This window comes from Arthrobacter sp. NicSoilB11 (assembly GCF_019977375.1).
GTDB lineage: Bacteria > Actinomycetota > Actinomycetes > Actinomycetales > Micrococcaceae > Arthrobacter.
In genome coordinates this window covers 1,432,968-1,445,934 of the sequence record NZ_AP024657.1, presented here as the reverse complement: position 1 = coordinate 1,445,934, position 12,967 = coordinate 1,432,968, and the positions used below count along the sequence as shown (strand labels likewise).

At 67.1% G+C, this 12,967-nt stretch carries 11 protein-coding genes; 5 read left to right on the top strand and 6 right to left on the bottom strand.

Annotated elements, in window-relative coordinates; translation table 11 throughout:
• Window positions 1-3: 3 nt before the first annotated feature.
• The 5 genes from LDO14_RS06780 to LDO14_RS06760 are packed head-to-tail and all read right to left on the bottom strand — an operon-like array spanning window position 4 to window position 4,535.
• Window positions 4-1,590, bottom strand: coding sequence for a radical SAM protein (locus LDO14_RS06780; protein WP_223994505.1), 1,587 nt, complete (start codon window positions 1,588-1,590; stop codon window positions 4-6).
• Window positions 1,591-1,606: 16 nt separating this feature from the next.
• On the bottom strand, window positions 1,607-1,966 hold the full coding sequence (locus LDO14_RS06775; protein WP_134164527.1) for a hypothetical protein: 360 nt from the start codon (window positions 1,964-1,966) through the stop codon (window positions 1,607-1,609).
• Between the two features lies 1 nt (window position 1,967).
• Window positions 1,968-2,315, bottom strand: coding sequence for a hypothetical protein (locus LDO14_RS06770; protein ID WP_223994503.1), 348 nt, complete (start codon window positions 2,313-2,315; stop codon window positions 1,968-1,970).
• A complete protein-coding gene (locus LDO14_RS06765) occupies window positions 2,312-3,070 on the bottom strand; it encodes a prolipoprotein diacylglyceryl transferase family protein (RefSeq protein ID WP_223994501.1) in 759 nt (252 codons plus the stop codon). Before LDO14_RS06765 ends, LDO14_RS06770 begins: the two co-directional genes overlap by 4 nt.
• Window positions 3,071-3,119: 49 nt before the next feature.
• Entirely contained in the window at window positions 3,120-4,535 is a 1,416-nt protein-coding gene (locus LDO14_RS06760; protein WP_134164529.1) for an NAD(P)H-quinone dehydrogenase, read from the bottom strand.
• A gap of 103 nt (window positions 4,536-4,638) precedes the next feature.
• On the opposite strand from LDO14_RS06760, the gene LDO14_RS06755 reads away from it, so the two are divergent.
• A complete protein-coding gene (locus tag LDO14_RS06755; RefSeq protein WP_018770111.1) occupies window positions 4,639-5,457 on the top strand; it encodes a purine-nucleoside phosphorylase in 819 nt (272 codons plus the stop codon).
• Window positions 5,458-5,513: 56 nt separating this feature from the next.
• Complete coding sequence (locus LDO14_RS06750; RefSeq protein WP_223994499.1) at window positions 5,514-7,262, top strand: phospho-sugar mutase; 1,749 nt, start codon at window positions 5,514-5,516, stop codon at window positions 7,260-7,262.
• A gap of 70 nt (window positions 7,263-7,332) precedes the next feature.
• Here the strand turns inward: LDO14_RS06750 and nirD are convergent, their stop codons facing one another.
• Entirely contained in the window at window positions 7,333-7,713 is a 381-nt protein-coding gene (gene nirD, locus LDO14_RS06745) for a nitrite reductase small subunit NirD (RefSeq protein WP_018770113.1), read from the bottom strand.
• Window positions 7,714-7,985: 272 nt separating this feature from the next.
• On the opposite strand from nirD, the gene nirB reads away from it, so the two are divergent.
• Genes nirB through LDO14_RS06730 form a run of 3 tightly spaced genes read left to right on the top strand, consistent with a single transcriptional unit; the run spans window position 7,986 to window position 12,843 of the window.
• Entirely contained in the window at window positions 7,986-10,628 is a 2,643-nt protein-coding gene (nirB, locus tag LDO14_RS06740; protein WP_018770114.1) for a nitrite reductase large subunit NirB, read from the top strand.
• A 2-nt stretch (window positions 10,629-10,630) separates the two neighbouring features.
• On the top strand, window positions 10,631-11,662 hold the full coding sequence (gene cobA, locus LDO14_RS06735; protein ID WP_223994497.1) for a uroporphyrinogen-III C-methyltransferase: 1,032 nt from the start codon (window positions 10,631-10,633) through the stop codon (window positions 11,660-11,662).
• A 14-nt stretch (window positions 11,663-11,676) separates the two neighbouring features.
• Window positions 11,677-12,843 carry a uroporphyrinogen-III synthase gene (locus LDO14_RS06730; RefSeq protein WP_223994494.1) on the top strand — a complete coding sequence of 389 codons (1,167 nt, stop codon included), beginning with the start codon at window positions 11,677-11,679 and terminating at the stop codon, window positions 12,841-12,843.
• The last annotated feature ends 124 nt before the right edge of the window (window positions 12,844-12,967 follow it).

Here is a 12,967-nt window from a genome sequence, read left to right as displayed (position 1 = left end):
TCCCTAAACCTGACGCATCGGAATCAGCCGTGCACCAGTGGCCGTGCTCATGCGTTGCCTCGCCAGAGAGGGCCAGGCCTGCACTGCGCAGAACGGCGCGCATTGATGCGCGCCGGCGTCGCTCTTGGTTCCCACGTGCACGCAGCATTGGGTGAGCCGTTCCTCGATCATCGTGGAGATGTCCATGAAAGGTTTGACCATGATGCGCGTTACCCGTTCCGCGAGGAGCCTGCGGAGGCGTTGCTGCTGCCCCGGGAGTTTGCCCGCCGCCAGGGTGGTAAGCGTGCCGATGCCAAGATCGCACTGGGTGCAGACGTTCTTCCAAAGGTCCATCGTGCGGGGGTGGGACAGGGACGCCTGTTCGCTCAACAGGTCAAGCAGCGAGGTTTTCATCAGGTTCCGCAGCTCCAGGGGGATGGCGCTGTCGGCGATCCGGTTCGCAAGGCTGTCCGGGTTAAGCTCGAGCCAAGTGAGCAGCTGATCATGCCCAATCAATGCTGCCAGGGACCTCCAGACGCCGGCGTCGTCCTTCAGCATGTAGCCCACTGAGGCGCAGTGCGGGTGGGAGCAGGGCAACGCTGTCAGGTCGTGCCAGGACACCACGCCGTTGGTCTGCCCGGCCAATCTTTCAAGGACGCCTGTGTGGGTGAGCCGGTCCATGGCATCGATGCCGTGTCCGCGTCCGGAACCGAAGACGGGCTGCAGCGCCACCCCTCCGATAAAGGGAGTCTCCAGGGCACGCATCACCACGGCACCGACTTCACCGTCGTTGACGCCCAGGGATGCTGTCATGGTCAGCGTGGTGAAAACGCCTGCATCCGACAAGCGCGAAATTGCCGCGTCCTTGAAGCGGGTAAGGTCTCCGCCGCGGTGGTGGATCGACGATTCCCTGGATGGACCGTCGTACTGGAGGTACACCTCCACCCTGTCCCGGTGCTGTTCCAGCAGGGCAAGCAGGTGGTCATCGGTGGCAATGAGCATGCCGTTGCTGTTCACCATGATCCTGACGATTGGCCGGGAAACGAGTTCATCCAGCAGTTCGGCAAGATATGGGTACAGCGTTGGTTCACCGCCGGAGAGCATCAGCACATCAAGGCGGTTGTTTTCCCGGGCCAGGCGGGTGTCAACATTGTCAAGCACCTCCCTCAATGGTGCGACTCCCTGCAGTTGTGGGCCGGATGCGGTGAAGCAGGTGGGGCATCGCAGGTTGCAGTGCTCAATAATGTCCTGCAGCAGGATGCAGGTGTGTTGCGTTTGCATGGCTGGAAGCCCAAAGGCATATGCCTCAGGGACAGGGCGGAAATTGTCGGTCTGGTCAGGGATGTGCTGCTTGGTGGGCGCCTGCCACTTCTCCAGGTAGCGGAGGATTTCCGGAGACTCGTCGTACAGGGTGCGGACCAGCCCATGGTCCGGGCAGCCCCGTTCGAGCCACACGCGGCCGTCACGAATGAGCAGCGCCCCTGCCAGCCGGCGGACCTGGCTCAGTGGAGGGTTGGTTTCGTGGCATTTGGGGCAGAAAGCGGTCACATAGCGGTGGATCCTGTCACCGCGCAGCGGCTGTCCCGGACCGGGCAACTGTTGAGACTTCATGAATCGGCGCCCCTTCTCAAATTCCGGATTGCACCAGGGCACCCACGCAAAGTCCCCCACCGAGTAACGTAAATATGCCGAGCCCGATCAGCAGCCCGGCCCCGGTGCGCGCGGTGCGGGGACTGACGGCAAGAACAACAGCCAGCCCCAGATAGACGGCGATCGGGACGAAGGCTGCCGGCCCGGCGAAGATGCTGGTTGCCCATGCATTCGGTGGTGCGATGTTCGGTGCTCCAATGCCTACTGTTGCCCAAAGGTAGAGGATGTACAGCGCCACAGCCCCGTAGACGACTCCAGACCCCAGATAGCCGCCCCGCGGTTCCGGCTGCTGCCCACGCCGTTGCTCCTCCGGCGGAACCCCTTGACCGTCATTCATGTCAGGCCGGGACCTGGGCAAGGAACGCGACGCAAAGGCCGCCACCCAGCAGGGTGAAGACTCCCAAACCGATAAGCAGCCCTGCACCCAACCGGGCCGTCGAGCGCCTGATGGCCAGAGCGATGGATACCGCCAAATAAACGGCAATCGGGATAAACGGGGCTGGCACGGCCAGGAAGGTGGCTGACCAGGCATACGGTCCCCGAGCCATCGTCCCCAGTACATAGACGGCGTAAAGGGCCAGCGCCCCAAAGACGATGCCGGCCGCCAGGGAACCGCCGGCAGGTGATTGCGGCGGCAGGTTGCCCTGGTCCGGGGGCTGCGGCGGGATGTCCGGAGCGTCACTCATGCTGCGGTTCCTTCCATCTCGCGGCGGAGCGGCGAGCCGAAAACACGCCGGACCCGCCACACCAGGAGGGGTAAAACCGCCAGCAGGAACCATTGGGGCCGGCTCATCCCCAGCCACAGCACCTCATTGCCCCGGACAAACTCGACCAGGAACCTGAACACGGCGTAGGCGCTGACGAAACAGATAAAGAGGTCGCCGGGGTGGGGCAGGCGGTCCCGGAAACGCCACATCACGGCGAAAGCGGCCGCGTGAAAGAAGATCTCGTAGACGAAAGACGGATGAAGCCCCACCCCGGCCGGCGCCCCGATCAGCGCGGCCTGGGCCGGGGTGAGAAGGATTCCCCACGCTCCCCCGGTTGGCGTGCCGGGGAGCTCTGTCAGAAGGCAGCCGATGCGCCCGATGATGAGGGCCAGGGCTACAGCAGGGGCCAGCAGATCCCCCGTCGGCTGCCGGTAACCGGTCAACCGTTTGGCCAGGAGCACGCCGCCCCAGGCCCCCACAAGCCCGGCCAGGATGCTGCGGTCGCCGTTGCCCCACCAGTCAGAAAGTGAAACCTGGCGTGAGATATCCCAGGTAAGCAACCTGGAACCGATAGCCCCGAAGGCAACGGCAAAACCGGCTATCGGCCACAACCGCGGATCCGTCAGCCCGCGGCGGCGCTTCTCATATGCGTAGAAGAGCAGGGCTGCGAGAATTCCCAGCCCGACGAACCCGGCATGCACCAGCCCGTTTCCCGCGAAGGGAAGCCCAATCATGAGCAGAGTGTAACAACGGGTTACCCAGCGAATGCGGGCCCTTCGGCCCTTACATGTGGACGTGCAGGCGGCGGGCGGCTTCGGAGATGGATCCGGTCAGCGACGGGTACACCGTGAAGGTGCTGGCGACGTCGTCAACGTGCAGCTTCTGCTTGACCGCGATGGAGATCGGGAAGATCAGCTCCGAGGCGTTCGGCCCCACCACCACGCCACCGATCACCGTGCCGGAACCCTTCCGCGCAAAGATCTTGACGAACCCGTCCTTGGCGTTGCGCATCTTGGCGCGGGCGTTGCTGCGCAGGGAGAGCTTGACGACGTCGGCCTGGTACTTGCCGGACTCGATCTCGGCTTCGGATACGCCAACGTTGGCGATTTCGGGCGAGGTGAAGATGTTGGATGCCACCTGGTGGAGCTTGAGCGGGGTCACGCCGTCGCCCATGAAGTGCGCCACCGCGATGCGGCCCTGCATGGCGGCCACGGAGGCCAGCGGCAGGACGCCCGTGCAGTCACCGGCGGCGTAGATGTTCGGGGCCGTCGTGCGGGAGACGCCGTCCACCTTGATGTGGCCGCTCTCGCTGACGGCGACGCCGGCCTCCTCGAGGCCCAGGCCTGCCGTATTGGGGATGGACCCCAGGCAGAGCAGGCAGTGGCTGCCGGTCACCGTGGAGCCGTCGGAAAGGGTCACCACCACGCCCTTGTCGGTGCGTTCCACGGTCTGGGCACGGGAACGGGACAAAACCCGGACCCCGCGGCGTTCGAAGACTTCCTCCAGGACCACGGCGGCGTCAACGTCGGAGCCGGGCAGCACGCGGTCGCGGCTGGACACCAGGGTGACCTTGGAACCAAGGCCGTTGTAGGCGGAGGCAAACTCCGCGCCGGTAACACCGGACCCCACCACGATGAGCTCCTCGGGCAGCTCGTCCAGGTTGTAGATCTGCGTCCAGTTCAGGATCCGCTCACCGTCGGGGCGGGCGGTCTCCAGCTCGCGCGGGTGTGCGCCCACGGCCAGCAGGATGGTGTCCGCCTCTACAGTCTCGGTGCCGTCCACCGTCATGACCTCGATGGTGTGGGTGTCCAGCAGCCGGCCGGAACCCGCAATAATCCGCACGCCCAGCTTTTCCAGGCCGTCCCGGATGTCCTGGGACTGGTTGCGGGCAAGGTTGAGGAGGCGGTCGTTGATGTGCTTGAGGTCTGCTCGCATCACCGGCACGAAGTCGCCGCCGTCGACGTCGAACTTCACTCCCAGCTCGCCGGCCTCTGCCACGCGGGTCATCAGGTCGGCCGTGGCAATGAGGGTCTTGGAGGGAACCACATCGGTCAGCACGGCGGATCCACCCAGGCCCGCGCGTTCGATGATGGTGACCGTCGCCCCGAGCGAGGCGGCCACCATGGCGGCTTCGTATCCGCCGGGACCACCTCCCAGGATTGCGATCCGGGGGGAGCTGAAATCTGGATGCGTAGTCACAGTCATCCATTCTCGCCCATTTGCCGCTGACCACCAAGAAAACAGGGCGCTCTCCGGGCCGGCCGTGACGGGGGCAACACGGGCGGCACGATAACTTGTACTGGTGAGTACAACAGACTTCCTGAACACGGACCCGTTTGCCGCCGCACGCGCCGCAGCGGACTACATCGCCGAAGAGACAGGCGTGGACCGGCACGACACTGCCTTGGTCCTCGGCTCCGGGTGGGGCGAGGCCGCCGACCTCATCGGCGAAACCACCGCCACCCTGTCGGCCGAAGAAGTCCCCGGCTTCCATGCCCCCGCCGTGGAAGGCCACGTGGGCACCATCCGCTCCATACTGACGCCCTCGGGAAAGCGCGCCCTGGTCCTGGGCGCCCGCACGCACTATTACGAGGGCAAGGGCGTCAGGGCAGTGGTCCACGGAATCCGGACCGCGGCGGCCGCCGGGTGCAGCACCCTGGTCCTCACCAACGGCTGCGGCGGACTCAACGAGGACTGGGCCCCCGGCACCCCGGTGCTGATCAAGGACCACATCAACCTCACCGCGTCCTCACCGCTGGAAGGCGCCACCTTCGTGGACCTTACCGACCTGTACTCGCCGCGCATCCGCGGGCTGGCCCGCGAGGTGGACCCCACCCTGGACGAGGGCGTGTATGCACAGTTCCCCGGCCCGCACTACGAAACACCGGCCGAGGTGCAGTACGCCAAGCGGATCGGTGCCGACCTGATCGGCATGTCCACGGCGCTGGAAGCCATCGCCGGGCGGCACTCCGGGATGGAAGTGTTCGGAATTTCGCTGGTCACCAACCTCGCGGCCGGGATCAGCCCCCAGCCGCTCAGCCACCAGGAAGTCATCGAATCCGGCCAGGCAGCCGGCCCGCGCATCTCCAGGCTGCTGGCCGATATCATCGCCCGGCTCTAACGGATCAGGCGCCAGAGTGCGTCACGGGCACGGGCAATGACGATAGCGTTAGGCCCATGACGTCTTCCGATGCCGAACTTCGCCTGCTCACCGAAGCCCGCGAATGGGCTGCCCAAGACCCGGATCCCGCAACGAAGGCGCTGCTCCTTGAGCTTGTCCGCCTTGTTGAGGACGGCGATCCCGCGGCCCGGCAGGAACTGGAAGACAGCTTCCGCGGAACGCTCCAGTTCGGCACGGCAGGGCTGCGCGCCGCCCTGGGCCCGGGGCCGAACCGGATGAACCGGGTGGTGGTGCGCCGCGCCGCAGCGGGACTCGCGGCCTTCCTGGGGGACGCCGCAGCCAAGGCCGCCCCGGGCACCCGCCCGCGCGCCGTCGTCGGGTATGACGCCCGGCATAACTCGGATGTCTTCGCGGCCGAAACCGCGGCAATCTTCACCGCGGTCGGCATCGAAACCTTCCTGCTCCCGGCGCCCCTCCCCACTCCCCTGCTGGCGTACGCCGTCCGCGCCCTGGACTGCGACGGCGGCGTCATGGTCACCGCCAGCCACAACCCGCCCCAGGACAACGGGTACAAGGTGTACCTGGGACGGCATGCCGTGCCGGCAGACGGCGACGGCGCCCAGATCGTGGCGCCCTACGACGCGGAAATCGCTGGCCGGATCAGCGCCGTGGGGCCGCTGGAATCCATCACGCTGGCAGAGGGCGGCTGGACCGTCCTGGACGGTTCGCTGGCAGCCGGGTATGAGCGGGCGACGGCGGCACTGGCCATGGCGGACCGCTTCCCCGCCCGGGACCTGCGGATAGTCCTCACCCCGCTGCACGGCGTCGGCGGCGGGACTGCGCTGGACGTCCTGGAAGCGGCAGGTTTCAAAGATGTCACCGTGGTGGCTGAACAGGCCGAACCGGACCCTGATTTTCCCACCGTAAGTTTCCCCAACCCGGAGGAACCCGGCGCACTGGACCTGGCCCTCGAGGCGGCCGCGCAGCTGGACGCCGACCTCGTGATCGCCAATGATCCCGACGCCGACAGGGCAGCCGTGGCGGCAAAGGATCCCGATACGGGCGCCTGGCGGATGCTCCGGGGCGACGAAGTGGGTTCCCTGCTGGGCGCCCACATGGTGGCCCGGCTCGCGGACGGCACCGCCGGCGCGGACGCTGACGGCCGGGGCGTCTTCGCCAATTCGATCGTTTCCTCACGGCTGCTGGCCCGCATCGCCGCCGCGGCCGGCTTCGCCCATGAGGAAACACTGACCGGGTTCAAGTGGATCTCCCGGGTTCCCGGGCTGGTCTACGGCTACGAGGAGGCGCTGGGGTACTGCGTTGCCCCGGAGCTGGTGAAGGACAAGGACGGCATTTCCGCCGCCGTCCTGATCGCCGAACTCGCGGCAGCGGCCAAGGCCGCAGGCAAGACGGTCTTCGACACCCTGGATGAGCTGTACCTCCAGCACGGCCTGCACGCCAGCGACCAGCTGAGCATCAGGGTTGCGGACCTGGGACTCCTGGACGCCATGATGAACCGCCTGCGGGTTTCGCCGCCGGAATCGTTCGGACAGTCCGCTGTGGAGGTCTTCACGGACCTGGCTGAAGGCAGCGCGCACCTGCCGCCCACCGAAGGGCTGCTCTACATCACCCGAAACCTGACCCGTGTCATCATCCGGCCCAGCGGCACCGAGCCCAAGCTCAAGTGCTACCTCGAGGTGATCCACCAGGTGGGGTCCGCCGCGGAACTGCCGGCAGCGCGCCAGGCCGCGCGTGCCTCGCTGGACGAGGTCCTGCACGACGTCAGCGAAGCGCTGGGCCTGTAGAAACTGCCGGTTAAACACCAAAGGGCGCCTGGGCCACTGAAGGCCCGGCGCCCCATAAGGGGTGCGGGTGTTACAGCTGCACCTCGACGATGCCGTCGGTGACCCGGGTGCTGAATGCTGCCAGGCGCAGGCCCGGTGTGGTGAAGCATTCGCCGGTCTCAAGGTCGTAGACCTCCTTGTGCAGGGGGGAGGCGATGGTGGGCCGCGTCCCCTTTGAGCCCAGGATGCCGCGCGCCATGACGTGGGCTCCGGTGGCCGGGTCCTCGTGTGCCACGGCGAAGACTTCGCTGGGGCCGGTGCGGAACAGCGCCACCTGCCGGCCTGCCACCAGTGCGGCCTCGCCCCAGGCTGGTTCGAGGTCCTCCACCGCGCAGACACGGTGCCAGCCGGTGTGGAATCCAGCGATGTCAGATTCGGCGGCGAGCGCCCCAAGTTCCAGTGTTGCCGTCATGTCCGGCTCCTTTCCCTGTGCCTGTTGTCCTTGCACGGCTGCTTTTGCGGCCGTTTCCAACGCTAGGGTCCGGGTGTTTCAACGGGGTGCGGTGAATGTGTCCGGCGCGTAAAAGAGACCTAACCCGCCCGGAAATGCGCTCGTGATGCAGAAGTTAAGTTGGCGAAACAAATGGGAAACTGAAGCGAAACTGCGTCTCCCTAATCTGGATGGACAGCTCGTCAGAGAAGGCTGCAGGAAAACTGCCTGCGGCCCATGCGAAAGGCCCATCAGTGACCGAACAGACTTCAAGCACAGAGACTCCGCGCCGCATCGTCGTCGCCGGCGGCGGCCCCGCGGCCCACCGTTTTGCGGACGCAATGCATGCCCGCGGCCTCGATGGCTGGCATGTTACGGTCCTCACCGAGGAAGTCCACCTCCCCTATGACCGGGTGGCGCTGTCCAAAGCCCTCACCGACAACGACGTCGACCTGACGCTCGGCACCGCGTCCATGTGGGACCACGCCGGCCTGGACCTGAAGACCGGCGAGCGCGTCGTAAAGATCAACGCCGAAGCGAAGACGGTGGAAACCGCCGCCGGCAACAGCTACCCCTACGACGAACTCGTAGTCGCCACCGGCTCGAATGCGGCCCGCCTGCCCATCCCCGGCGCGGAGCACACGCACGTCTACCGCACGCTTGAAGACGTCTGGGCCATCAACAAGGCCATCGCGGAGCTCACGGAGAAGCTCGGCCGCAAGGTCAACGCCGTCACTATCGGCGGCGGACTCCTGGGCCTCGAGTCAGCTGCCGGCACCGAGCAGCTCGGCGCCAACCCGATCGTCATCGACGGTTCCCAGTGGCTGATGGCCACCCAGCTCGACGAGGGCGCGGGCCAAGCCATGGGCAGGCTCATCAAATCCAAGGGTTTCGAAGTCCACGGCGGGGTCTTTCCCTCGGAGGTACTTTCCGACGACGACGGCCAGGTCACCGGGGTGCTGATGGCCGACGGCCGCGTCATCGACGCCGACATCGTGATCGTCGCCATCGGCGTCCGTCCCCGCGATGAACTCTTCCGCGCCGCCGAGGGCGAGGAACAGGTATTCAGCCTGGGTCCCCGCGGCGGCGTGGTCATCAACGACTACTGCGAAACCGAAGTGCCCGGCATCTGGGCCATCGGTGAAGTGGCCAACTACGGCGGCATGTGCCTGGGCCTGGTGGCGCCGGCCAACACCATGGCGGAGATCGTGGCCGACCGGCTGCACGGCGGGGACGCCACCTTCCCGGGCTTCGACACCGCCACCAAGCTCAAGCTGTCCGGTGTGGACGTGGCCAGCTTCGGTGACGCGTTCGCCAAGACCGAGCACGCCCTGGAAATCGTCTATGCCGACCCGGCCCGCGGCGTCTACCAGAAGATCGTGACCACGGATGACGCCAAGACCCTCCTGGGCGGCATCTTCGTCGGCGATGCCTCCCCCTACATGAGCCTGCGCCCGCTCCTGGGCCGCGAGCTCCCGGCCGAACCGGGCGCCTTCCTGAGCGCGGCCGGCGGTGGCGAGGCGCCGGAGACCGAACTGCCGGATGACGCCACGCTGTGCTCCTGCAACAACGTCACGGCCGGAACCATCCGTGACACCATCAACGCCTGCGGCGCCTGCGAGGGCAACGCCCCGGTCCAGGAACTGGGCGAGTTGAAGGGCTGCACCCGGGCCGGCACCCAGTGCGGCTCCTGCGTCCCCATGCTGAAGAAGCTGCTGGAAACCGAGCTGACCAAGTCCGGCGTGGAGGTCTCCAAGGCCCTCTGCGAGCATATCGAACTGTCCCGCCAGGAACTGTTCGACGCCATCCGCGTCCTGGGGCTGACCTCCTTCGAAGAGATCATGGCCAAGTACGGCACCGGCGCCGGCTGCGACATCTGCAAGCCGACCATCGCCAACATCCTGGCCAGCCAGAACAGCGCCTACGTCCTGGACGCCGGCCGCGGCACCCTGCAGGACACCAACGACCGCGCCCTGGCCAACATGCAGAAGGACGGCACCTACTCGGTGGTCCCCCGCATCGCCGGCGGTGAGATCACGCCCAAGAAGCTGGGCGTCATTGCGGCGGTGGCCGAGAAGTACGGCCTGTACACCAAGATCACCGGCGGCCAGCGCATCGACATGTTCGGCGCCCGGCTGGAGCAGCTGCCGGAGATCTGGAAGGAACTGGTGGACGCCGGCTTCGAGTCCGGCCAGGCCTACGGCAAGAGCCTGCGGACCGTGAAGTCCTGCGTCGGTTCCACCTGGTGCCGCTTCGGCGTCCAGGATTCGGTGGCCATGGCCATCAAGCTGGAACTGCGCTACCGCGGCCTGCGCAGCCCGCACAAGCTCAAGATGGGTGTTTCCGGCTGTGCCCGCGAATGCGCGGAGGCGCGCGGCAAGGACGTGGGCGTGATCGCCACGGCCGACGGCTGGAACCTGTACGTGGGCGGCAACGGCGGAGCCACCCCGGCCCACGCCCAGCTCCTGGCCAAGGACCTGGACGACGAAACCCTGATCAAGTACATCGACCGCTACTTCATGTACTACATCCGCACCGCGGACCGGCTGCAGCGCACGGCCCGCTGGCAGGAGGAGCTCGACGGCGGCATCAAGCACGTTGAGGACGTGGTGGTGAAGGACACCCTGGGTATCGCCGAGGACCTTGAGGCCGCCATGGCCAAGCACGTGGACACGTACGTGGATGAGTGGGCAGACACCCTCAAGGACCCCGAACGCCTGCGCCGGTTCCGCTCCTTCGTCAATGCCCCCGACCAGAAGGACGACTCCATCACCTTCGTCCCGGACGAGCGCGGCCAGATGCGCCCCGCCACTCCGGAGGAAAAAGGCAAGGTCCTGATCGGGGCTTCCATCCCGGTCCGCTCCGCCACCACGGAAACCCCTGGAAACGAGGCATAGCCATGCAGCTCAGTATCGACCTCACCGGCCGGAACGTCCTGGTGGCCGGCGCCCCCGACGCCGCGCGGCAGGCGGTGCGGCGGTACCAAGCCGCGGGCGCCGTCGTGCACCGCCTTGGCAGCCCCGAAGAGGCGCGGCTCGTCAACCTGCCGGAGCGGCTGTTCCTGGTCGCCGCCGTCGAGGACGGACAGCCCGGCTGGGACGCCTTCCTGGACCGCTGCCGGAAGACCGGCATCCCGGTCGCGGCCGAGCCTGCTGCGGGACCCGCCGGACACGTCACCCTGGTGGGCGGCGGCCCCGGCACGAGCGACCTGCTCACCGTGGCGGCGGTCAAGGCACTCCGCGATGCCGACGTCGTGTTCTACGACCGACTGGCGCCGTACCAGGAACTGCCGCGGCTGACCTCCGCGGAACTCGTGGACGTCGGAAAGAAGCCTGGCCACCACAAGGTCAGCCAGTCGGACATCGAAAAGCTGATGGTGGAAAGTGCCCTTGCCGGCAACAACGTGGTCCGCCTCAAGGGCGGGGACCCCTACGTCTTTGGCCGCGGCGGCGAGGAAGTTGCCGCCTGCGTGGCAGCCGGCGTCAAAGTGCACGTCATCTCCGGCGTCACCAGCGCCATCTCGGTCCCGGCCGCAGCAGGCATCCCGGTGACCCACCGCGAAGTCAGCCACATGTTCACCGTGGTCTCCGGGCACGCCCCGCTGACAGAGAAGGAGCACCACCACCTGGCCGGTCTGGGCGGCACCATCGTGGTGCTCATGGGCATCGGCACCCTCCACCAGCTGGCGGCAGGCCTGCGCCGCGCCGGGATGCGCCCGGACATGCCCATGGCCGTGGTGGAGCGGGGCTACCGGCCCGGCCAGCGCACCACCATCGCTGACCTCGGCACCATCACCTCCGCCGCTGCCGGCTGCAGCAACCCGGCAGTGCTGGTCATCGGCGAGGTGGTGCGGGTGGCTGAAGCGAACCGTGACCACGCCGGTGCCGCCGCAGACCTGGACAGGCTGGCGGCCTCGCTGCTGGGATCATGAAAGGATTGACCCCCATGACTGCACTTGCACCGGCTGAACCGGCCCAGGCCGCACCGACGACGCAGGCCGAAGAAGCCACCGATGCCGCGGAGTCGCCCTTGGAAGGGTTCCGCATCGGCGTCACCTCGGACCGGCGGTCGCGCGACCTGATCGAGGCCCTGGAGCGCCGGGGTGCCGAAGTGCTGCATGCGCCGGCGCTGAAGATCGCCCCCGTCCAGGAGGACATGCGCCTCATCGAGGACACGCGGGCCATCATCGCCGCCAAGCCGGACCTGTGCATCGCCACCACCGCCTACGGCATGCGCCGGTGGTGCGAGGCCGCTGACTCCTTCGGGATCGGCGACGAACTGCTGGAAACGCTGGGAAACTGCCGCATGTTCGTCCGGGGGCCCAAAGCCCGCGGTGCCGTGCGCGCGGCCGGCCTTGCCGACGTCGGCATCAGCAGCGACGAAACCACCGCCACGCTGGTGGACATGCTGCTCACCGAAGGCGTCCGGGGCAAGACCGTCGCCATGCAGCTGCACGGCTACACCGACGTCCGCCAGATCGAACGCCTGCGGATGTCCGGCGCCACGGTCCTCACTGTCACGCCCTACCGGTGGGTCAAGCCCGACGGCGAGGACAGGCTGCCGCGCCTGATCGAGGCCGCCTGCAGCGGGAACCTGGACGTCCTGACCTTCACCAGCGCCCCAGCCGTGGACGCGATGTGGAGCACCGCCCACGAAATGGGCCTGCACAAGCAGCTGGTGGAAAGCCTGAAGCTGAACGTCACCACCGCGGTGGTGGGTCCCGTGACGGCACAGCCACTCCTGGACGCGGGCGTGACGCCGCTCATCCCGGAACGTTTCCGCATGGGGGCCCTCATCCGGCTGGTGTGCGAGCATCTGGCCCTGAACCATGTCCGGCGGCTGGACACCCGCTCCGGGAACATCGAGCTTCGCGGCCGCAGCCTGCGGATCGACGGCCAGGCGGTGGAACTGGCACCCGCTCCCCTGCTGCTCCTGCGCGCCCTGCTGGGTGCCGGCGGCGCTGTCCTGTCCCGTGAATCCCTCTCCGACCTGCTGGAACTCCGGGGTTCCGTGCACGCACTGGACATGACGGTCAGCAGGCTGCGTTCGTCACTGCCGGACGGAAAGCTCATTGAAACGGTAGTCAAGCGCGGGTACCGGATCCGCGTCTAAGGAACGCCTGTGCCGGCCACTTGTGCGCCGGGAATGGCGGATTGTGTCCGCCGGCCGGTGAATGAGAGGTGGGTCACGGGTTCTGTTACCGGCCGGTAAATACTGGCGAACACGGGCCCGGTAA

Excerpts from the sequence above, each read along its gene's own strand:
- LDO14_RS06780 (WP_223994505.1), bottom strand. The coding sequence starts at position 1,590 with ATGAAGTCTCAACAGTTGCCCGGTCCGGGACAGCCGCTGCGCGGTGAC.
- LDO14_RS06775 (WP_134164527.1), bottom strand. The coding sequence starts at position 1,966 with ATGAATGACGGTCAAGGGGTTCCGCCGGAGGAGCAACGGCGTGGGCAG.
- LDO14_RS06770 (WP_223994503.1), bottom strand. The coding sequence starts at position 2,315 with ATGAGTGACGCTCCGGACATCCCGCCGCAGCCCCCGGACCAGGGCAAC.
- LDO14_RS06765 (WP_223994501.1), bottom strand. The coding sequence starts at position 3,070 with ATGATTGGGCTTCCCTTCGCGGGAAACGGGCTGGTGCATGCCGGGTTC.
- LDO14_RS06750 (WP_223994499.1), top strand. The coding sequence starts at position 5,514 with ATGACGTCTTCCGATGCCGAACTTCGCCTGCTCACCGAAGCCCGCGAA.
- nirD (WP_018770113.1), bottom strand. The coding sequence starts at position 7,713 with ATGACGGCAACACTGGAACTTGGGGCGCTCGCCGCCGAATCTGACATC.
- cobA (WP_223994497.1), top strand. The coding sequence starts at position 10,631 with ATGCAGCTCAGTATCGACCTCACCGGCCGGAACGTCCTGGTGGCCGGC.
- LDO14_RS06730 (WP_223994494.1), top strand. The coding sequence starts at position 11,677 with ATGACTGCACTTGCACCGGCTGAACCGGCCCAGGCCGCACCGACGACG.